This is a genomic window from Pseudomonas sp. FP597 (assembly GCF_030687435.1).
Taxonomy (GTDB): domain Bacteria; phylum Pseudomonadota; class Gammaproteobacteria; order Pseudomonadales; family Pseudomonadaceae; genus Aquipseudomonas; species Aquipseudomonas lactucae.
In genome coordinates this window covers 2,155,455-2,174,711 of sequence record NZ_CP117432.1, presented here as the reverse complement: position 1 = coordinate 2,174,711, position 19,257 = coordinate 2,155,455, and the positions used below count along the sequence as shown (strand labels likewise).

General features: G+C 62.6%; 17 protein-coding genes. 14 read left to right on the top strand and 3 right to left on the bottom strand.

All coding sequences use genetic code 11. The features are described 5' to 3' along the window. Window positions 1–262 precede the first annotated feature (262 nt). Genes PSH66_RS10200 through PSH66_RS10190 form a run of 3 tightly spaced genes read left to right on the top strand, consistent with a single transcriptional unit; the run spans window position 263 to window position 2,327 of the window. Window positions 263–1,465, top strand: a complete 1,203-nt coding sequence (locus PSH66_RS10200; protein WP_003172979.1) for a PepSY domain-containing protein — start codon at window positions 263–265, stop codon at window positions 1,463–1,465. After that, the gene (locus tag PSH66_RS10195) at window positions 1,462–2,001 is read left to right on the top strand and encodes a thiamine pyrophosphate-binding protein (protein ID WP_141063618.1); all 540 of its coding nucleotides are present in this window, start codon (window positions 1,462–1,464) and stop codon (window positions 1,999–2,001) included. Before PSH66_RS10200 ends, PSH66_RS10195 begins: the two co-directional genes overlap by 4 nt. After that, complete coding sequence (locus PSH66_RS10190) at window positions 1,998–2,327, top strand: hypothetical protein (protein WP_003172977.1); 330 nt, start codon at window positions 1,998–2,000, stop codon at window positions 2,325–2,327. Before PSH66_RS10195 ends, PSH66_RS10190 begins: the two co-directional genes overlap by 4 nt. 61 nt (window positions 2,328–2,388) lie before the next feature. Here the strand turns inward: PSH66_RS10190 and PSH66_RS10185 are convergent, their stop codons facing one another. Continuing rightward, on the bottom strand, window positions 2,389–3,114 hold the full coding sequence (locus PSH66_RS10185; RefSeq protein ID WP_305428970.1) for a UTRA domain-containing protein: 726 nt from the start codon (window positions 3,112–3,114) through the stop codon (window positions 2,389–2,391). Between the two features lie 351 nt (window positions 3,115–3,465). Here PSH66_RS10185 and PSH66_RS10180 point away from each other — a divergent pair, with 351 nt between their 5' ends. The 6 genes from PSH66_RS10180 (at window position 3,466) to PSH66_RS10155 (ending at window position 8,790) form a co-directional block, all read left to right on the top strand. Next, on the top strand, window positions 3,466–4,542 hold the full coding sequence (locus PSH66_RS10180; RefSeq protein ID WP_305428969.1) for an ABC transporter substrate-binding protein: 1,077 nt from the start codon (window positions 3,466–3,468) through the stop codon (window positions 4,540–4,542). Between the two features lie 143 nt (window positions 4,543–4,685). Further along, the gene (locus PSH66_RS10175; protein ID WP_042944435.1) at window positions 4,686–5,492 is read left to right on the top strand and encodes an alkaline phosphatase family protein; all 807 of its coding nucleotides are present in this window, start codon (window positions 4,686–4,688) and stop codon (window positions 5,490–5,492) included. A gap of 5 nt (window positions 5,493–5,497) precedes the next feature. Further along, window positions 5,498–6,334 carry an ABC transporter permease subunit gene (locus PSH66_RS10170; protein WP_176156617.1) on the top strand — a complete coding sequence of 279 codons (837 nt, stop codon included), beginning with the start codon at window positions 5,498–5,500 and terminating at the stop codon, window positions 6,332–6,334. Next, window positions 6,321–7,121 (top strand): ABC transporter permease, encoded by an 801-nt coding sequence (locus tag PSH66_RS10165; RefSeq protein ID WP_003172972.1) that lies wholly within the window; start codon window positions 6,321–6,323, stop codon window positions 7,119–7,121. The genes PSH66_RS10170 and PSH66_RS10165 overlap by 14 nt, the downstream gene beginning before the upstream one ends. Beyond that, entirely contained in the window at window positions 7,118–8,107 is a 990-nt protein-coding gene (locus PSH66_RS10160) for an ABC transporter ATP-binding protein (protein ID WP_305428966.1), read from the top strand. The genes PSH66_RS10165 and PSH66_RS10160 overlap by 4 nt, the downstream gene beginning before the upstream one ends. Before the next feature lie 29 nt (window positions 8,108–8,136). Further along, window positions 8,137–8,790, top strand: a complete 654-nt coding sequence (locus PSH66_RS10155; RefSeq protein WP_003172970.1) for an HAD family phosphatase — start codon at window positions 8,137–8,139, stop codon at window positions 8,788–8,790. 64 nt (window positions 8,791–8,854) lie between these two features. Here the strand turns inward: PSH66_RS10155 and PSH66_RS10150 are convergent, their stop codons facing one another. Continuing rightward, complete coding sequence (locus tag PSH66_RS10150; RefSeq protein WP_003172969.1) at window positions 8,855–10,039, bottom strand: thiolase family protein; 1,185 nt, start codon at window positions 10,037–10,039, stop codon at window positions 8,855–8,857. Between the two features lie 171 nt (window positions 10,040–10,210). After that, entirely contained in the window at window positions 10,211–11,725 is a 1,515-nt protein-coding gene (gene pap / locus PSH66_RS10145) for a polyphosphate:AMP phosphotransferase (RefSeq protein WP_141063619.1), read from the bottom strand. 154 nt (window positions 11,726–11,879) lie between these two features. On the opposite strand from pap, the gene mnmC reads away from it, so the two are divergent. From mnmC to PSH66_RS10120, 5 genes are all read left to right on the top strand, one after another. Then, window positions 11,880–13,865, top strand: coding sequence for a bifunctional tRNA (5-methylaminomethyl-2-thiouridine)(34)-methyltransferase MnmD/FAD-dependent 5-carboxymethylaminomethyl-2-thiouridine(34) oxidoreductase MnmC (gene mnmC, locus PSH66_RS10140; RefSeq protein WP_305428964.1), 1,986 nt, complete (start codon window positions 11,880–11,882; stop codon window positions 13,863–13,865). Window positions 13,866–14,089: 224 nt separating this feature from the next. Beyond that, window positions 14,090–15,862 (top strand): N-acetylglutaminylglutamine amidotransferase, encoded by a 1,773-nt coding sequence (locus PSH66_RS10135; protein ID WP_141063662.1) that lies wholly within the window; start codon window positions 14,090–14,092, stop codon window positions 15,860–15,862. Window positions 15,863–15,865: 3 nt separating this feature from the next. Next, complete coding sequence (gene ngg, locus PSH66_RS10130) at window positions 15,866–17,614, top strand: N-acetylglutaminylglutamine synthetase (protein ID WP_003172964.1); 1,749 nt, start codon at window positions 15,866–15,868, stop codon at window positions 17,612–17,614. 163 nt (window positions 17,615–17,777) lie between these two features. Further along, window positions 17,778–18,962 carry an osmoprotectant NAGGN system M42 family peptidase gene (locus tag PSH66_RS10125; protein WP_305428963.1) on the top strand — a complete coding sequence of 395 codons (1,185 nt, stop codon included), beginning with the start codon at window positions 17,778–17,780 and terminating at the stop codon, window positions 18,960–18,962. Between the two features lie 59 nt (window positions 18,963–19,021). Further along, the gene (locus PSH66_RS10120) at window positions 19,022–19,249 is read left to right on the top strand and encodes a YheU family protein (RefSeq protein WP_003172962.1); all 228 of its coding nucleotides are present in this window, start codon (window positions 19,022–19,024) and stop codon (window positions 19,247–19,249) included. Window positions 19,250–19,257 lie beyond the last annotated feature (8 nt).

Genomic DNA, 19,257 nt, shown 5'->3' with positions numbered 1-19,257 from the left:
TCTCCGGCCTTTTGGAGCGCTGCGCACTCCGGCGCAAGCAAGCTTGCTCACTCCAGAAAACCCGCCTCCCCGTTCATATCCCGCAAAGCCGCAACCCGATCTTCGTGCGCCGCAACCTCTGAAACATTTTATTTCATTTATGCCTTAGGGCTTTCTCACTCTCATCCGTCTTAACTTAGATACAGCCCGTCGCGTCAGCAAAAGCTACGACCGGCCTTTTCGGGCCCTGCATCGCCCTCCTCCGCTCAAGACCCTCGTTCCTATGTCGAAGAAGTCGCGCTCCAAACTCTGGTTTCTCGTACACAGCTGGCTGGCGTTGCCCATCTGGTTCTTTGTACTGATCGTCTGCGTCACCGGGACCCTGGCGGTGGTCAGCCAGGAAATCGTCTGGCTGGCCAACCCGGATATCCGCGCAAGCAAGCCGTCGGATAACGCTGAGCCACTCAGTTATGACCAGCTCATTGCCGCCATCAAGCGCGACGAGCCGCAGGTGTACGTCGAGTCGATCAGCCGTCCGGACGAATCGCACTTCGCCCTGAGTGTCAACCTCAGCTACCCCGACGGGCGCTCCGTCGAGGTGTATGTCAACCCGTACACCGGGACGATCCAGGGCATCAGCCCGTCCTTCAATTTCCAGGCCTTTACCCGCGCCCTGCACGGCTGGTGGCTCGTGCCGTTTACCAACGGCTACAGCTGGGGCTGGTACCTGGTATCGGCGCTGGGTATACCGCTGCTGGCATCGCTGGTGACGGGGCTGGTGGTGTACAAGAAATTCTGGAAGGGCTTCCTGCGCCCGACCCTGCGCGTCCGCCACGGGGCGCGAATCTTCTGGGGCGACTTCCATCGCCTGAGCGGTATCTGGTCGATCTGGTTCATCGCGGTGATCTCCATCACCAGCATCTGGTTCCTGATCCGCGCGATCCTGGGAGACAACCAGATCTCGATCTCCACCGAACCCGTCGACCCGGTGATCGCGCGGGACAAGGTGCCGATGTCCGCGCCTGGCGTACCGGCGCCGATGATTCCCTTGGACGATGCCATCAGGATCGCCACGCAACGTATCCCCGGCCTGGAGGCGAGTTTCGTCAGCCTGCCGCTCAATGCCTACAGCCACCTGCAGATCGGTGGGCGCGGTTGGTACCCACTGATGTACCAGACTGCGCAAATCAACCCCTATGACGGGGATATCGCCGCGGCGCACCTGCTGTCCGATCGCTCGAAACTGGAGTTCGTCACCGAGTCCATGCGTCCCCTGCACACCGGCGACTTCGGCGGATTGTGGATCAAGCTGATCTGGGCCTTCTTCGGCCTGATCATGAGCATGATGGTGCTGAGCGGCCTGCTGATCTGGACCAAGCGCACCGCCCTGGCCACCCTCAACGCCTTCAAGCGCGAAGCCAAGGCCCAGCGCAAACCTGTTTCCATTGCCGCCATGCCGGCTGAAACCTCGCAGGCCCCTCAATGAGCAACGTCGCTTGTGGTACACCGCGTTCGCCACTGCGCGCCTTTTGGCTCAAATGGCGCTTTCATATCAACCTTTTGCTGGTGCTTGTGCCCCTGGGTTTCATGCCCAGGTATTTCTCCGACGCCGCACTGCTTCGCGGCGACACCGGCATCGGCGAGCGGGTGGTCGGTGACGTGCAGGTCGGCCCCTGGAGCCTGACCCTCGCCGAGTTCCGCAATGAAGGCCCGCAGCCGGATCCGGCCGGTCCCATGAAGTTTTTCAACGCAGCCCTGTGCGCCACCTGCGCCGACCAGGTCAAGGCCACTTACCTGCGCATCGGTAAACCCCGCAGTCTGCGCGCCGCCGGGGTGATCTTTTTCGGCACGCCATACCGCATGGGCGCTGCCGTGCCGGTGCCGGAGCGCACGCCTGCCGACGCTCACCTGTGGGTCACCATGGAAGGCTGGGACGGCAGCGTGCACCAGGGTTCCATCCCGTTGAGCCAGGCCTCGCCCGCCACCGTCGCCTGGCTGAACAGGCAAGGAGTTAAACCATGACGTTAAAGCGCCTGACACAGGCCGGTGCTGCGCTGTTGCTGTGTGCCGGTTTCAGCAGCACCGCCCTGGCCCACCACCCGATGTGTGAATGCAAGGAAATTTCCGGCGAGCAGATCCAGTGCAAGGGCGGCTTCTCCGATGGCAGCGGCGCACCCGGCGTGACCCTGGACGTGATCGGCTACGACGAAACCATTCTGGTGCCCGGCAAGCTCGGCGAGGACTCGACCTTGACCTTCAAGAAGCCATCCGCCGAATTTTATGTGCTGTTGGATGCCGGTCCCGGCCACGTCGTGGAAATCGAGCAAGCGGATATCCAGCCACAATGAGTACCACACAGGTTGTATGCCCCGCCGGTATCAGCGCTGGAAACCAACGTGCACTCTGTGATCAAAGTGTTGACCCCATGACATCCACCCCCACATGAATCGCATCATGCCGCCAGAACTCCAAGTCGCAGTCGATCAAGCGCTGGTGCTGGTCATAATTGACCCGGGCGATACGCAAGCCGGGGCTGCCCACCGACACGCGCAACGTGGCGGCGGCTTCCACCGGCAGCGATGTCGGCACGATCTCAAAACGTACCCGGCCGTAGTGCAGGTCGTACTTGCGCGCGTACAACTCCGTCATCGACTGATTCAGATCGCACTCAAGAATCCCTGGAAAATATTGCGGGTTCAGGTAGTGCTCGACATACAGCACCAACCGCCCATCAATCCGCCGGCCCCGGCAGATCTGGATCACGCTGGACAGCGCCGGCAACTGCAACCACGCGCAGACCGCCGCCGAGGCCGGTTGCAGGCGCGCGCTTATCACTTCGGTCGAGGCCACTCGCCCCTGGTCATTGACCATTGCGTGAAAGTGGCTGCGTTGCATCAGGTTGTAGGCCAGCCGTGGCGGCGAAACGAACCAGCCCCGGCGCTCTTCACGATAAATCTGCCCTTGGGCTTCCAGTTGTAACAAGGCTTCCCGCACGGTGATCCGGGTGGTACCAAACAACTCGCTGAGCTTGCGCTCGGCCGGCAGCTTGCTGGCAGGCGGCAACAGGCCGTGGTCGATCTGCTCTTGCAGCGCCAGGCCAATGGAGGTTACCGCCTTGATTGCCTCATCACGCATCAACGTTACCTATCTGGACTAGACCAGCACCGTTCAGGTGCATAAAGCGCTCGGTAAATGTGCTTGTACTACCGCATACCAGCCTAGGTATTACAGATGACCGACAGATGACAGTCCGCGCACCGCCTCGCACTCCATCCTGCAATAGATCGGCCAAGTCCAGGCCATCCGGGCACTTAAGCATGGTCTACGCTAAGCCTGCGCGCAGCGACCTTGGCGCGCTAAAAACGACATCGACATGAAACTGTCATCCATCGAGCCTAAATTGGCTCAGGTATTGCTGACCTAGACCAACACCACCGCTAACGTTCATAAAAAACGCCGCGTTGAAAACGCCCAAAGGAGCTTCGGATGAAACAGCTTTTCCTGGCATCACTGTTAGGCTCGACCATTGCCATGTGCACCGCCGCCATGGCTGCTGATACCGATCTAAAAACCTTGGAAGCCGCCGCAAAAGCGGAAGGCGCCGTCAACAGCGTCGGCATGCCCGATGACTGGGCCAACTGGAAAGGCACCTGGGAAGACCTGACCAAGACCTACGGCCTCAAGCACATGGACACCGACATGAGCTCGGCCCAGGAAATCGCCAAGTTCAAAGCCGAAAAAGACAATGCCAGCGCCGACATCGGCGACGTGGGCGCAGCGTTCGGTCCGATTGCCGTGAAGCAGGAAGTGACCCAGCCGTACAAACCGTCCACCTGGGCGTCGGTGCCGGACTGGGCCAAAGACAAAGACGGTCACTGGGCCCTGGCCTACACCGGCACCATCGCGTTTATCGTCAACAAGAAGCTGCTGCACGGCTCCGAAGTCCCCACCAGTTGGGCCGACCTGCAAACCGGCAAGTACAAAGTGTCGGTGGGTGACGTGAGCACCGCGGCCCAGGCGTCCAACGCCGTGCTGGCGGCGGCCATTGCCAATAAAGGCGACGAAAAGAACATCGCACCCGGCCTGCAGTTTTTCACCAAGATCGCTCAGCAAGGTCGCCTCGGCCTGTCCAACCCGACCATCGCCACCATGGAAAAAGGCGAAATCGAAGTGGGCATCGTCTGGGATTTCAACGGCCTGAGCTACAAAGCCAAGATGGCCAACCCGGATGACTATGTAGTGCTGATCCCATCGGACGGCTCGGTGAAGTCCGGCTACACCACCATCATCAACAAATACGCCAAGCACCCGAACGCCGCCAAGCTGACCCGCGAATACATCTTCAGCGACGCCGGCCAACTCAACCTGGCCAAGGGCAATGCGCGTCCGATTCGGGCTGAAACCGACCTGAAACTGCCGGCCGATATCGCCAAGAACCTGATCCCGGGCGAGCAGTACACCAAGGCCAACCCGCAGCCGATCAAGGATGCCGATGCCTGGGAAGCGACCTCCAAGAAGCTGCCTCAGCTGTGGAACGAGCAGGTCATCGTAGAGATGAAGTAAGCCTGTCGCCCACATTGGAAATCCAGTGGAGATCCAATGTGGGAGGGGCGGTGCGACGATTCGACTTGCCCCTCCCACATTTTTGACCCCCCGTTCCTCCAGAGGCATTGAGCCAAGCCAATCGTTGCGGAGCATCGCCCCCCATGAAGCACCCAGTCATCCTTGTCGTGCTCGACGGCCTGAACTTCGAGGTCGCGAGGCACGCCATGGGGCACTTGCAGGCCTATGTCGGCGCAGGACGCGCAGCCCTCTATACACTGGAATGTGAACTGCCTTCGCTGTCCCGCCCGCTGTATGAATGCATCCTGACCGGGGTGCCGCCGATCCAGAGCGGCATCGTGCACAACAACGTCTCGCGCCTGTCCAACCAGCGCAGCATCTTCCATTACGCCACCGACGCCGGTCTTGCCACGGCGGCGGCGGCTTACCATTGGGTCAGCGAGTTGTATAACCGCACGCCCTTTCTCGCCGCCCGCGATCGTCATACCGACGACACGGCACTGGCGATCCAGCACGGGCATTTCTACTGGAATGACCATTACCCGGATTCCCACCTGTTCGCCGACGCCGAAAGCCTGCGGCTCAGGCACGCGCCGGACTTCCTGCTGGTGCACCCGATGAACATCGACGACGCCGGCCACAAGCACGGCCTCGACACCGCGCAATACCGCAACAGCGCACGCTCGGCCGACATCATCCTTGCCGACTACCTGCAAGGCTGGCTCGACGCCGGCTACCAGGTGCTGGTAACCGCCGACCACGGCATGAACAACGATCGCTCCCACAACGGCCTGTTGCCGGAAGAGCGCGAAGTGCCGCTGTTTGTACTCGGCGATGCCTTCAGCCTGGATGCCAAGGCCACGCCGAAACAAACCGACTTGTGCGGCACCGTCTGCGAACTGTTGGGCGTGCCCCACGACAAACCCGTCTGCCGGGAGCTATTGAAGTGAATGCCATGACTCGCGGCAAATGGCTGGCGCTGCTGTGCCTGGTGCCCTTCGCGCTGTTCTTTATCGTGTTCGAAATCGCGCCGCTGGTGTGGGTGCTGATCAACAGCCTGCAAACCGAGGAGGCCGGCTGGGGCCTTGAAAACTTCGTGCGCATCTTCAGTTCGAAGTTCTACCTGCAAGCGATCCAGTTCAGCCTGGAGATCAGTTTCTACTCCAGCATCTTCGGCATCATCATCGCCACCCTCGGCAGCTACTCGCTGCGCCGCGTGGATTCGCCGCTGCGCAACTTCGTCACCGCCTTCGCCAACATGACCAGCAATTTCGCCGGCGTGCCCCTGGCCTTCGCGTTCATCATTTTGCTGGGCTTCAACGGCAGCATCACCCTCATGCTCAAACAGGCGGGGATCATCCAGGACTTCAACCTGTATTCCAAAACCGGCCTGATCATCCTCTACACCTACTTCCAGATCCCCCTCGGCGTGCTGCTGTTGTACCCGGCATTCGATGCGCTGCGCGAAGACTGGCGTGAGTCGGCGTCCCTGCTCGGTGCCAACGGCTGGCAGTTCTGGCGGCATATTGGCCTGCCGGTACTCACGCCCGCGCTGCTGGGCACTTTCGTGATCCTGCTGGCCAATGCCCTGGGTGCCTACGCCACCGTTTACGCTCTGACCACCGGTAACTTCAACGTGCTGCCGATCCGTATCGCGGGGCTGGTCTCCGGCGATGTGTCACTTGACCCGAACATGGCCAGCGCACTGGCCGTGGTGCTGGTGGCGCTGATGACCCTGGTCACGGTGGTCCATCAACTGCTGCTCAAGAGGAGCTACCATGTCTCGCGCTGAAGCCGGCCCGGCCACCCTCTACCACCGGACGGTGGTGTACCTGCTGTTTGCAATCCTGGTACTGCCGCTGGTGGGCACGTTTATCTATTCGATTGCCAGCAGTTGGTCGGCGACCATTCTGCCGGCCGGCTTTACGGTGAAGTGGTATGTACAGCTGTGGAGTGATCCACGCTTCCTGATGGCTTTCGGTCAGTCACTACTGGTGTGCGTGGGCGCGCTGATCCTGTCGGTGGTGCTGATCCTGCCGCTGCTGTTCGTGGTGCATTACCACTTCCCCAAGCTCGATGCGCTGATGAACATCCTGATCCTGCTGCCCTTCGCGGTGCCGCCGGTGGTGTCGTCGGTGGGCCTGCTGCAACTCTACGGTTCCGGACCATTCGCAATGGTGGGTACACCCTGGATTCTGATCGGTTGCTACTTCACCGTGGCGTTGCCGTTCATGTACCGGGCGATCACCAACAACCTGCAGGCGATCAACCTTCGCGACTTGATGGACGCCTCGCAACTGCTCGGCGCGAGCACCTGGCAAGCGGCGATCTTCGTGGTGTTGCCCAACCTGCGCAAAGGCCTGATGGTGGCGCTGCTGCTTTCTTTCTCGTTCCTGTTCGGTGAGTTCGTGTTCGCCAACATTCTGGTGGGCACCCGCTACGAGACCCTGCAGGTGTACCTCAACAACATGCGCAACAGCAGCGGCCACTTCACCAGTGCCGTGGTCATTTCCTATTTCTTCTTTGTGCTGGTGCTGACCTGGGCCGCCAATATCTTGAACAAGGACAAAAGCCAATGAGCTTCGTCAGCGTCCAACATTTGCAAAAAGGCTACGCCGGTACGCCGGTGTTCAGCGATATCAACTGCGAGATCGCCAAGGGCGAGTTCGTCACCCTGCTCGGCCCGTCCGGTTGCGGCAAATCGACCCTGTTGCGCTGCATCGCCGGGCTGACCTCGGTGGACAGCGGCAAGATCCTGCTGGATGGCCAGGACATCGTCCCGCTCAGCCCGCAAAAACGAAACATCGGCATGGTGTTCCAGAGCTACGCGCTGTTCCCCAATATGACCGTGGAACAGAACGTCGCCTTTGGCCTGCGCATGCAAAAGGTCAACGCCGACGACAGCCACAAGCGCGTACAGGAGGTGCTGCAACTGGTGGAACTCAAGGACCTGGCCGGGCGCTACCCACACCAGATGTCCGGCGGCCAGTGCCAGCGCGTGGCCCTCGCCCGCTCCCTGGTCACCCGCCCGCGCCTGTTGCTACTGGATGAGCCGCTGTCGGCGCTGGACGCGCGCATTCGCAAGCACCTGCGCGAACAGATCCGCCAGATCCAGCGTGAACTGGGGCTGACCACAATCTTCGTGACCCATGACCAGGAAGAAGCCCTGACCATGTCCGACCGCATCTTTCTGATGAACCAGGGCAAGATCGTGCAAAGCGGCGATGCCGAAACCCTCTACACCGCGCCGGTGGACGTGTTCGCCGCCGGGTTCATCGGCAACTACAACCTGCTCGATGCCGACAAGGCCACCCAATTGCTGCAGCGCCCGATCAGCGGGCGCATCGCGATTCGTCCCGAGGCCATCGAACTAAGCCGCAGCGGCGAGCTGGACGCCTTGGTACGCAGCCACAGCCTGTTGGGCAACGTGATCCGCTACCGCATCGAAGCGCGGGGCGTGGAATTGGTGGTCGATGTGCTCAACCGCTCTGCCGACGACCTGCACCCGGACGGCCAGCGCCTGGCACTTTCCATCGACCCCAGTGCACTGTGTGAAGTAGCCTGATGCAACGATTGACTGAGAGAGCGTGACCGATGGCATTGGTAATTTTTGATCTGGACGAGACCCTGATCCACGGCGACTGCGCCACCCTGTGGAGCGAGCAGATGGGCCGCCTGGGCTGGGTCGACCCCGAGTCGTTCATGCGCAGGAACAACGAACTGATGGACGCCTACAGCCAGGGCAAGCTGCGCATGGAGGACTTCATGGACTTCAGCCTGGAGCCGATGATCGGCCGTACGCCGGAGGAGATCGAGCATCTGGTGGAACCCTGGGTGGAGGATGTGATCGAGCCGCTGATCTACAGCGACGCGACCAAGACCATCGCCAGGCATCGCGCGAATGGCGACCGGATTCTGGTGATTTCCGCTTCGGGCACCCACCTGGTCAAACCGATTGCGGCGCGCATCGGTATCGATGAGGTATTGGGCATTGAGCTGGACGTCGCCCACGCCGTGTACAGCGGCCGCACCGTGGGCGTATTGACCTACCGTGAAGGCAAGATCACGCGCTTGCTGGAATGGCTGGAACTCAACGGCGAGACGTTGGAGGGCGCTTACTTCTACTCGGACTCGCGCAACGACCTGCCGTTGTTGCTGAAGGTTGATCATCCACACGTGGTGAACCCGGACCCGGTGTTGCGCGAACAGGCCGAGAAGGCGGGCTGGCCGGTCCACCACTGGACCTGATTCAACAGCAATCAAAGGTGGGAGCCGAGCAGCTCCCACGTTGACCGCTGGCCTTCAATCAAAGCTAACGAACGGCTTCGAACAGGCCCGTCGCTCCCATGCCGCCGCCGACGCACATGGTCACGATGCCGTAGCGCAGCTTGCGCCGCTGCAGCTCACGCACCAGATGCCCGACTTGCCGCGACCCCGTCATGCCGAACGGATGACCGATGGAGATCGAGCCGCCGTTGACGTTGTACTTGGCGTTGTCGATTTGCAGACGATTGCGCGCGTACAGGCACTGGGAAGCGAACGCTTCGTTGAGCTCCCACAGGTCGATATCCGCCACCTGCAAGCCTCGCGCTTTAAGCAACTTGGGCACCGAGAACACCGGGCCGATGCCCATTTCGTCGGGCTCGCAGCCAGCCACGGTGAAGCCACGGAAAAACGCCTTGGGTTTGAGCCCCAGTGCCAGGGCTTTCTCAAGGCTCATCACCAATGTCATCGACGCGCCGTCGGACAATTGCGAGGAGTTGCCCGCCGTCACCGAACCGTCTTCGGCAAACACCGGTTTGAGCCCCTGCAGGCTGGCCAGGGTGGTGTCGGGACGGTTGCAGTCGTCCCGATCGACTACGCCCTCAAGGACCTGCACCGCGCCGGTGTTCTTGTCCTCGACCTTGTACCGCACCGCCATCGGCACGATTTCATCGTTGAACAAGCCTTCGGCCTGAGCCTGGGCGGTGCGTTGCTGGCTTTGCAGGGCGTACAGGTCCTGTTCTTCGCGGCTGACGTTGTAGCGCCGCGCGACGATTTCGGCGGTCTGGCCCATGGGGAAGTAAATGCCCGGCACCTGCTCTTTGAGCAGCGGGTTGATCAGGTTGTCGGTATTGACGCTCTTCATGGTCAGGCTGATGGATTCGACGCCACCGGCGACGATGATGTCGCTGCAGCCCGACGCGATCTGGTTGGCCGCAATCGCGATCGCCTGCAAGCCCGAGGAACAGAAACGGTTGAGGGTCATGCCCGCCGTACCGGTGCCCAGTCGCGACAGCACCGCCACGTTGCGCCCGATATTGTAGCCCTGGGCGCCTTCATTGGAGCCGGCGCCGACGATACAGTCTTCCACCGTGGCCGGGTCGACGCCATTGCGAGTGAGCAGCGCATTGACGCAATGGGCCGCCATGTCATCCGGGCGGGTCTGGTTGAACTTGCCGCGAAAGGACTTGGCCAGGCCGGTTCGTACGCTGTCGACGATCACAACTTCACGCATGGGCTACCTCGATCTTGTCGTTGTTGGGAGATGGATCGAGGATAAATCCAGGCCTGCCCAACCGCGACGATCATTCACCCCATGGATGCAAAAGCATGGGGGTGGCACACGGTTTGTGTGGGAGGGGCCATCGGGTCACGCCCCCTCCCACATCGGACCGAGCCATCCAGGCTATTTCCTTTTCTTCTTGTCGTGCTTGTCGGTTTTAGCAAACGCCTCCTCCAGCGCCTGGTTGATCGTGCGCAGTACCTTGACCCGCGCCCAGCGCTTGTCGTTGGCTTCCACCAGGGTCCAGGCCGACACCTCGGTGCTGGTGCGGTCGACCATGTCGCCCACGGCCGCGCGGTAGTCATCCCACTTGTCGCGGTTGCGCCAGTCGTCTTCGGTAATCTTGAAGCGTTTGAACGGGATGTCCTCACGGGCCTGGAAGCGCTCCAGCTGCGTCTGTTTGTCGATGGCCAGCCAGAACTTGACCACGATCACGCCGGCATCACGCAGTTGCTCTTCGAAGTCGTTGATCTCGCCGTAGGCACGCATCCAGTCCGCCGGGGTGCAGAAACCTTCGATGCGCTCTACCAGCACGCGGCCGTACCAGGAGCGGTCGAACACGGTGAACATGCCCCGCGCCGGGATCTTCTGCCAGAACCTCCACAGGTAGGGCTGGGCGCGCTCGTCTTCACTCGGCGCGGCAATCGGCACGATATGGTACTGGCGAGGGTCGAGCGCCGCCGCCACCCGACGAATCGCGCCGCCCTTGCCCGCCGCATCGTTGCCTTCAAACACCGTGACCAGCGCGTGCTTGCGCATGCGTTTGTCGCGCATCAGGCCGGAGAGCCGCGCCTGCTCGGTAATCAGCTGTTCTTCGTAGTCATCCTTGTCCAGACGCAGGGTCATGTCGAGACTGTCCAGCAGGCTCTTCTTGTCCACCGAGGCGATCAGCGGCGCCGGGTTCATGCCGCTGGCCTTGCCCTTGGGCAGTTTCAGCGCGTTTTGCATGCCTTCCAGGAGCAGCTTGCCCACGGTGAGCCCACGGTAATTGCTGTCGACCCCTTCGATCACGTGCCAGGGCGCGTAGTCGCGGCTGGTACGGCGCAGCACACGCTCGCCGAAATGCACAAATTTGTCGTAGGTCTCGGACTGCTGCCAGTCCAGCGGGCTGATGCGCCAGCTGTGCAACGGGTCGTCGGCCAGGGCCTTGAGCCGCGCTTTCATCTGTTTCTTGGAGAGGTGGAACCAGAACTTGAAGATCAGCGCGCCTTCATCGCACAGCATCTTTTCCAAGCGCTCGGCACCGGCGATGGCCTGGTCCAGACGCGCGTCCTTGATCTGTCCATGCACGCGGCCTTGCAGCATCTGGCTGTACCAATTGCCGAAAAACACACCCATGCGGCCCTTGGCCGGCAGTTGCCGCCAGTAGCGCCAGGCCGGAGGGCGCGCCAGCTCTTCGTCGGTCTGCTGGTCGAAGGTGCGCACTTCGATCAGGCGCGGGTCCATCCACTCATTGAGCAGCTTGACGGTTTCGCCCTTGCCCGCGCCTTCGATGCCATTGATCAGGATGATCACCGGGAAGCGTTTTTGCTGTTGCAACTCGTACTGCACCTCCAGCAGCGCTTCGCGCAGCGCCGGCACCTCGGCGTCGAAGGTGTCTTTGTCGATGGCGTGACCGATTTCGGCGGATTCGAACATGGGCAGCTCCGTTTCAAGATGGCTCAAGACTAGCGGATTGGGCAGCAACACGTAGGAGGAAATTCCACCCGCGATTGCCATGGATCAATTCATTGCCGGTTGATCAGCTAGAATGGCCGCCTTGCCTTTGCCTGCCGTTATTTATGAGCCGCCCATGACCCCCATCGCCCATGCCCAGCTCGACTGGGATGACCAAGGTCGCCCGCATTCGCGGGTCTTCGACGACGTGTACTTCTCCGACCAGTCGGGCCTGGAAGAAACGCGCTACGTGTTCCTGCAGCAGAACCGCCTGCAGGAACGTTTCGCGGCCCTGCCCGATCACGGCGGCTTTGTCATTGGCGAGACCGGCTTCGGCACCGGCCTGAACTTCCTGTGCGCCTGGCAGTTGTTCAATCAACAAGCGCCACGCGGGGCGCGCCTGCACTTTGTCAGCGTCGAAAAATACCCCCTGAGCCACGCCGACCTGGCCCGCGCACTGTCGCTGTGGCCCGAGCTCAAGGCCCTGGCCGATCAGTTGCTGGGCCAATACGTGGCCATCCACCAGGGTTTCCAGCGGCTGGTCCTGGATAAAGGCCGGGTGACCCTGACGCTGCTGATCGGCGATGCCCTGGACCAGTTGCCGCAACTCGATGCCCAGGTCGACGCCTGGTTTCTCGACGGCTTCGCCCCGGCGAAGAACCCGGATATGTGGACCGCCGAACTGTTCGCCGAACTGGCACGGCTGGCGGCCCCCGGCTCGACCCTCAGTACCTTTACCAGCACCGGCTGGGTGCGCCGGCTGATCAATGCTGCCGGGTTCAAAATGAAGCGCACACCGGGTATCGGGCATAAGTGGGAGATCCTGCGCGGTGAATTCCTCGGCTGGCCGGCCGAAACGCCGCTGCCCGCGCCCGGCAAACCCTGGTTCGCCCGCCCGGCGCGCCTTCGCGGCGAACGCAGCGCGCTGGTGATCGGCGGTGGCCTGGCCGGTTGCGCCACGGCGGCCAGCCTGGCCGCGCGCGGCTGGCGCGTGCGCGTGCTGGAGCGTCATGCGGCGCTGGCACAGGAAGCCTCGGGCAACCCGCAAGGCGTGCTGTACCTCAAGCTCTCGGCCCACGGCACGGCGCTTTCTCAGCTGATTCTCAGCGGCTTCGGCCACACCCGGCGCTTGCTGGAACACCTGCACCGCGGCGTCGATTGGGACGGCTGCGGCGTGCTGCAACTGGCCTTCAATGCCAAGGAAGCCGAACGCCAGGAGCAATTGGCGGACGCCTTCGCACCGAGCCTGCTGCACCTGCTGGACGCGGCGCAAGCCCAGGCCCGCGCCGGCGTGGCACTGGAACAGGGCGGGCTGTTTTTCCCGGAGGGTGGCTGGGTGCATCCACCCGCGTTGTGCGAATGGCAGGCACGCCACCCGTTGATCGAGGTGCTGGCGCATCATGAGGCCCTGGCCTTGCAACGCGTTGATGGCCAATGGCAGGCCACGGCGGGCGATACGGTGCTGGCCAGTGCCAGTGTGGTGGTGCTGGCCGGCGCCGCCGAAATCAAGCGTTTCGCCGTCAGCGCCGATCTGCCGCTCAAACGTATTCGCGGGCAGATCACCCGGTTGGCGCACACTCCGCGCAGCCAGGCACTGACCACCGTGGTTTGCGCCGAGGGCTACGTCGCCCCGGCGCGCCTGGGCGAACACACCCTGGGGGCCAGCTTCGACTTTAACAACGATGACCTGACGCCGACCGTGGCCGAACATGTCGGCAACCTGGACATGCTGCGCGAAATCTCCACCGACCTGCTGCAACGCCTGGGCGCCGATCATCTGCCTGCCGAACAGCTGCAAGGCCGCGCGGCCTTTCGCTGCACCAGCCCGGACTACCTGCCGATTGTCGGTCCGCTGGCCGAGCGCGGTGCCTTCGACCAGACCTACGCGGCGTTGCGCAAGGATGCCCGCCAGATCCCCGAGGCGCCCTGCCCATGGCTCGACGGCCTGTATATCAACAGCGGCCATGGCTCGCGCGGGCTGGTCACCGCGCCGCTGTGTGCAGAGCTGCTGGCGGCCTGGCTGGACAATGAACCCTTGCCACTGCCACGCAGCGTGGCCGAAGCCTGCCATCCGAACCGGTTCGCCTTGCGTGCGTTGATACGCGGCAAGGCCGAGTCATAACAAGGGCGGCTGACCCGAACTTTGCATTGAACATTGACCTGTCTACCGCACATTCCAGCGCAGCCGCGCCGCTCACCGGCTGAGCAGCAGGCCATCAAGGCAGATCGCCTTATAACGTATTGTTCTAAAACTCCCACAATCTGCTCGGGTCAGTTTCTGGGTACCGGCCATTTTGGTGCACGGTACGTTTATCCCTCCCCAACGGAAAAACCGGTAAGGAACCTATGTGCGGATTAGCTGGCGAGTTACGTTTCGATCACCACCCTGCAGACCTCGCGGCAGTGGAACGGATTACCCATCACCTGGCACCACGCGGCCCTGATGCGTGGGGCTTCCAGGCCCAAGGGCCGATTGCCCTGGGCCATCGGCGTCTGAAAATCATGGACCTGTCGGACGGCTCGGCCCAGCCGATGGTCGACGCCCAACTGGGGCTGTCACTGGCGTTCAACGGTGCCATCTACAACTTCCCGGAACTGCGTCAGGAGCTTGAAGCGTTGGGCTACGCGTTCTATTCCGGCGGCGACACCGAAGTGCTGCTCAAGGGCTATCACGCCTGGGGCGAAGCGCTGCTGCCCAAGCTCAACGGCATGTTTGCGTTTGCCATCTGGGAGCGTGACGCCAAGCGCCTGTTCATCGCCCGTGACCGTCTCGGCGTGAAACCGTTGTACCTGTCGCGCACCGGTCAGCGCCTGCGCTTCGCATCGAGCCTGCCGGCGTTGCTCAAGGGCGGCGACATCAACCCGATCCTCGACCCGGTGGCGCTCAATCACTACCTCAATTTCCACGCCGTCGTACCTGCGCCACGCACCTTGCTGGCGGGCATCGAAAAACTGCCGCCGGCGAGCTGGATGCGCATCGACGCCGACGGCACCACCGAGCAAAAAACCTGGTGGACTCTGCCCTACGGCCCGCATGACGATGAAAAAAACCTGACGCTGCAAGACTGGACCGACCGCGTGCTCGACAGCACCCGCGAAGCCGTGGCCATCCGCCAGCGCGCTGCCGTGGATGTGGGCGTGCTGCTTTCCGGCGGTGTCGACTCAAGCATGCTCGTCGGCCTGTTGCGCGAAGTCGGCGTGCAGGACCTGTCCACGTTCTCCATTGGTTTTGAGGATGCCGGCGGCGAACGCGGCGACGAGTTCCAGTATTCGGACCTGATCGCCAAGCACTACGGCACCCGTCACCACCAACTGCGCATCGCCGAAAGTGAGATCATCGAGCAACTGCCGGCGGCGTTCCGTGCCATGAGCGAGCCGATGGTCAGCCACGACTGCATCGCCTTCTACCTACTGTCGCGGGAGGTGGCCAAGCACTGCAAGGTGGTGCAAAGCGGCCAGGGCGCCGATGAATTGTTTGCCGGCTACCACTGGTACCCGCAGGTGGACGGCGCGAGCGACCCGTATGCCGCCTACCGCGCGGCGTTTTTCGACCGCAGCTACGACGACTACGCCGCCACCGTCGCACCGAAATGGCTGACCGCCAATGACGCCGCCGGCGACTTCGTGCGTGAGCATTTTGCAATGCCGGGTGCCAATGCCGCCGTGGACAAGGCCCTGCGCCTGGACAGCACGGTGATGCTGGTGGACGACCCGGTCAAGCGCGTCGACAACATGACCATGGCCTGGGGCCTGGAGGCGCGTACACCGTTCCTGGACTACCGCCTGGTGGAACTGTCGGCCCGTGTACCGGGCAAATTCAAGTTGCCCGGTGGCGGCAAACAGGTGCTCAAGGAAGCTGCGCGCCGGGTGATTCCGAGTGAAGTCATCGACCGCAAGAAAGGCTACTTCCCGGTGCCTGGCCTCAAGCATTTGCAGGGCGACACCTTGAACTGGGTACGCGATCTGCTGCTGGACCCGAGCCAGGACCGCGGCCTGTTCAACCCGGCCATGCTCGACCGCTTGCTGACCGACCCTCAAGGCCAATTGACCCCGTTGCGCGGCTCCAAGTTGTGGCAACTGGCGGCGCTGAACCTGTGGCTCAGCGAACAAGGAATCTGATCCATGAAACCTAACGCAGCGGCGTATAGCCAACGCTTGCTCAAAGGCCAGGCGCCCACGTACGAACGCCTGCAAGCACGCCTGGCCGAAGACGGCAGCCCATCGGCGGCCGAACCGATTGCCGTGCATTGCGGCTGGGGCCGGCTGTTGATCGGGCACACCTTCCCGGACCCGGCCAGCCTGGCCGGGGAACTGCTCAATGAGCACCCCGGCGAGCGCGACATCGCGCTGTATGTGGCCGCGCCCCAGCAAATTCTCGGGATCGATCCGCAGCAGCTGTTCCTCGACCCGTCCGACACGTTGCGCCTGTGGTTCACCGACTATCGCCCCTCAACCCGCGTGTTTCGCGGCTTTCGTATCCGCCGGGTACAGAGCGAGGCCGACTGGCAGGCGGTGAACCAGTTGTATCAAGGGCGCGGCATGTTGCCGATCGACGCCGAACGCCTCACGCCGCGTCATCAAGGCGGCCCGGTGTACTGGCTGGCGGAAGACGAAGACAGCGGCGCGGTGATCGGCAGCGTCATGGGCCTGAATCATCAAAAAGCCTTCCACGACCCGGAAAACGGCTGCAGCCTGTGGTGCCTGGCGGTCGATCCGCAATGCACCCGCCCCGGCGTGGGTGAAGTGCTGGTGCGTCACTTGGTGGAGCATTTCATGAGCCGTGGCTTGAGCTACCTCGATCTGTCGGTGCTGCACGATAACCGCCAGGCCAAGAACCTCTACGCCAAGCTCGGTTTTCGCGCATTGACCACGTTTGCGATCAAGCGCAAAAACGGCATCAACCAGCCGCTGTTCCTTGGCCCTGGGCCACAGGCGGGGTTCAATCCCTATGCGCGCATCATCGTCGAGGAAGCCCACCGTCGTGGCATCGATGTGCAGGTGGACGATGCCGACGCCGGGTTGTTCACCCTCAGTCATGGCGGGCGCCGCGTGCGTTGCCGGGAGTCGCTGAGTGACCTGACCAGCGCCATCAGCATGACCCTGTGCCAGGACAAGAGCCTGACCCACAAGGTGCTCCAGGCCGCCGGGCTGAACCTGCCGTCGCAGCAAATGGCGGGCAGTGCCGACGAGAACCTGGAGTTCCTCGACGAACACCAGCGCATCGTGGTCAAGCCGCTCGATGGCGAGCAAGGCCAGGGCGTGGCGGTGGACCTGCGAAGCATCGAAGAGGTGCAGCAGGCGATTGAGACGGCGCGGCAATTCGACAGCCGGGTGCTGCTGGAAAGTTTTCACGAGGGTCTGGACCTGCGCATCCTGGTGATCGGTTTCGAGGTGGTCGCCGCGGCGATCCGGCGCCCGGCGCAAGTGGTCGGTGACGGTCAACATCGCATCGGCGCGTTGATCGAGGCGCAAAGCCGTCGTCGTCAGGCGGCTACCGACGGCGAAAGCAAAATCCCGCTGGACGCCGAGACCGAACGCACCCTGGCCGCCGCGGGCTACGACTACAGCAGCATCCTGCCGCGCGGCGAAACACTGGCCGTACGCCGTACCGCCAACCTGCACACCGGCGGTTGCCTGGAAGACGTCACCGCAATCCTGCACCCGACGCTCAAGGATGCCGCCGTACGCGCCGCCCGCGCCCTCGACATCCCGATGGTGGGCCTGGACCTGCTGGTGCCTGCCGCCGATCAACCCGAGTACGTGTTTATCGAAGCGAACGAACGCGCCGGCCTGGCCAACCATGAACCGCAACCGACAGCGGAGAAGTTTGTGGACCTGCTATTTCCGCACAGCCAACCGGCCGCCCAATGACCTGTAGCGAGGGCGCTTGCTCGCGCTGGGTTGCGTAGCAGCCCTGAAACAGGCCAACGCGCTTTAACTGAAAGAACCGGGTGAATTGACTGGGGCTGCTCCGCAGCCCAGCGGGAGCAAGCTCCCTCGCCACAAAAGCACCCTTATCTCATCAGGAGTTTTCATGACCCGAACCATCCCTGAACCGGATCTCAACTACCTGCAGAAAGTGCTGCTGGAAATGCTCGCCATTCCCAGCCCCACCGGGTTTACCGACACCATCGTGCGCTATGTCGCCGAGCGGTTGGAAGAACTCGGCATTCCCTTTGAAATGACCCGGCGCGGCACCATTCGCGCCACCCTCAAGGGCCAAAAAAACAGCCCCGACCGCGCGGTGTCGGCGCACCTGGACACCATCGGCGCCGCTGTGCGTGCCATCAAGGACAACGGCCGCCTGACCCTGGCGCCGGTCGGCTGCTGGTCGAGCCGCTTTGCCGAAGGCAGCCGCGTCAGCCTGTTCACCGACAACGGTGTCATCCGTGGCAGTGTGTTGCCGTTGATGGCCTCCGGGCACGCATTCAACACCGCCGTGGACGAAATGCCAGTGAGCTGGGACCACGTGGAACTGCGCCTGGACGCCTACTGCGCAACCCGCGCCGATTGCGACTCCCTGGGGATCAGTGTGGGTGACTACGTGGCCTTCGACCCCTTGCCCGAGTTCACCGAGAGCGGGCATATCAGTGCGCGCCACCTGGATGACAAAGCCGGCGTGGCGGCCCTCCTCGCCGCACTCAAGGCGATTGTCGACAGCGGCGAGCCGTTGTTGATCGACTGCCACCCGCTGTTCACCATCACCGAGGAAACCGGCAGCGGTGCCGCCGCCGCGTTGCCCTGGGATGTGAGTGAATTCGTCGGCATCGACATCGCCCCGGTCGCCCCCGGCCAGCATTCCAGCGAACATGCGGTCAGCGTGGCGATGCAGGATTCCGGCGGGCCGTATGACTATCATCTGTCGCGGCATTTGCTGCGCCTGGCGGCGGACAACGACCTGCCGGTACGCCGCGATCTGTTCCGCTACTACTTCAGCGACGCGCATTCGGCGGTGACCGCCGGCCACGATATCCGCACCGCGCTGCTGGCGTTCGGATGCGACGCGACCCACGGCTACGAACGCACCCACATCGACAGCCTCGCCGCGCTGAGCCGTCTGTTGGGTGCGTATATCCTCAGCCCGCCGGTGTTCGCCAGCGATGCCCAGCCGGCCCAGGGTTCACTGGACCGCTTCAGTCATCAGATCGAGCACGAGACACAGATGGAGAGCGACACGCGCGTACCGTCGGTGGACAGTCTGGTCGGTAGTAAGTCCTGACGCTGGCAACACGGGTCCCGGCGCAGTAGCATCGCCGGGACTTGATACCCGAGGCTTGTATGCTGATTCCACACGATGCGCTTGAAGTCGATACCCTGACCCGACTGATCGAAGATTTCGTCACCCGTGACGGCACCGACAATGGCGACGACACGCCGCTGGAGACCCGCGTGCTGCGGGTGCGCCAGGCGTTGACCAAAGGCCAGGCACTGATCGTGTTCGATCCGGAAAGCGAGCAATGCCAATTGATGCTCAAGCACGACGTGCCCAAGCATCTGTTCGACTGACGCCTCTT

Excerpts from the sequence above, each read along its gene's own strand:
- PSH66_RS10135 (WP_141063662.1), top strand. The coding sequence starts at position 14,090 with ATGTGCGGATTAGCTGGCGAGTTACGTTTCGATCACCACCCTGCAGAC.
- PSH66_RS10200 (WP_003172979.1), top strand. The coding sequence starts at position 263 with ATGTCGAAGAAGTCGCGCTCCAAACTCTGGTTTCTCGTACACAGCTGG.
- PSH66_RS10180 (WP_305428969.1), top strand. The coding sequence starts at position 3,466 with ATGAAACAGCTTTTCCTGGCATCACTGTTAGGCTCGACCATTGCCATG.
- PSH66_RS10175 (WP_042944435.1), top strand. The coding sequence starts at position 4,686 with ATGAAGCACCCAGTCATCCTTGTCGTGCTCGACGGCCTGAACTTCGAG.
- PSH66_RS10195 (WP_141063618.1), top strand. The coding sequence starts at position 1,462 with ATGAGCAACGTCGCTTGTGGTACACCGCGTTCGCCACTGCGCGCCTTT.
- PSH66_RS10125 (WP_305428963.1), top strand. The coding sequence starts at position 17,778 with ATGACCCGAACCATCCCTGAACCGGATCTCAACTACCTGCAGAAAGTG.
- PSH66_RS10170 (WP_176156617.1), top strand. The coding sequence starts at position 5,498 with ATGACTCGCGGCAAATGGCTGGCGCTGCTGTGCCTGGTGCCCTTCGCG.
- PSH66_RS10120 (WP_003172962.1), top strand. The coding sequence starts at position 19,022 with ATGCTGATTCCACACGATGCGCTTGAAGTCGATACCCTGACCCGACTG.
- PSH66_RS10165 (WP_003172972.1), top strand. The coding sequence starts at position 6,321 with ATGTCTCGCGCTGAAGCCGGCCCGGCCACCCTCTACCACCGGACGGTG.
- PSH66_RS10185 (WP_305428970.1), bottom strand. The coding sequence starts at position 3,114 with ATGCGTGATGAGGCAATCAAGGCGGTAACCTCCATTGGCCTGGCGCTG.
- ngg (WP_003172964.1), top strand. The coding sequence starts at position 15,866 with ATGAAACCTAACGCAGCGGCGTATAGCCAACGCTTGCTCAAAGGCCAG.
- pap (WP_141063619.1), bottom strand. The coding sequence starts at position 11,725 with ATGTTCGAATCCGCCGAAATCGGTCACGCCATCGACAAAGACACCTTC.
- PSH66_RS10190 (WP_003172977.1), top strand. The coding sequence starts at position 1,998 with ATGACGTTAAAGCGCCTGACACAGGCCGGTGCTGCGCTGTTGCTGTGT.
- PSH66_RS10160 (WP_305428966.1), top strand. The coding sequence starts at position 7,118 with ATGAGCTTCGTCAGCGTCCAACATTTGCAAAAAGGCTACGCCGGTACG.
- PSH66_RS10155 (WP_003172970.1), top strand. The coding sequence starts at position 8,137 with ATGGCATTGGTAATTTTTGATCTGGACGAGACCCTGATCCACGGCGAC.
- mnmC (WP_305428964.1), top strand. The coding sequence starts at position 11,880 with ATGACCCCCATCGCCCATGCCCAGCTCGACTGGGATGACCAAGGTCGC.
- PSH66_RS10150 (WP_003172969.1), bottom strand. The coding sequence starts at position 10,039 with ATGCGTGAAGTTGTGATCGTCGACAGCGTACGAACCGGCCTGGCCAAG.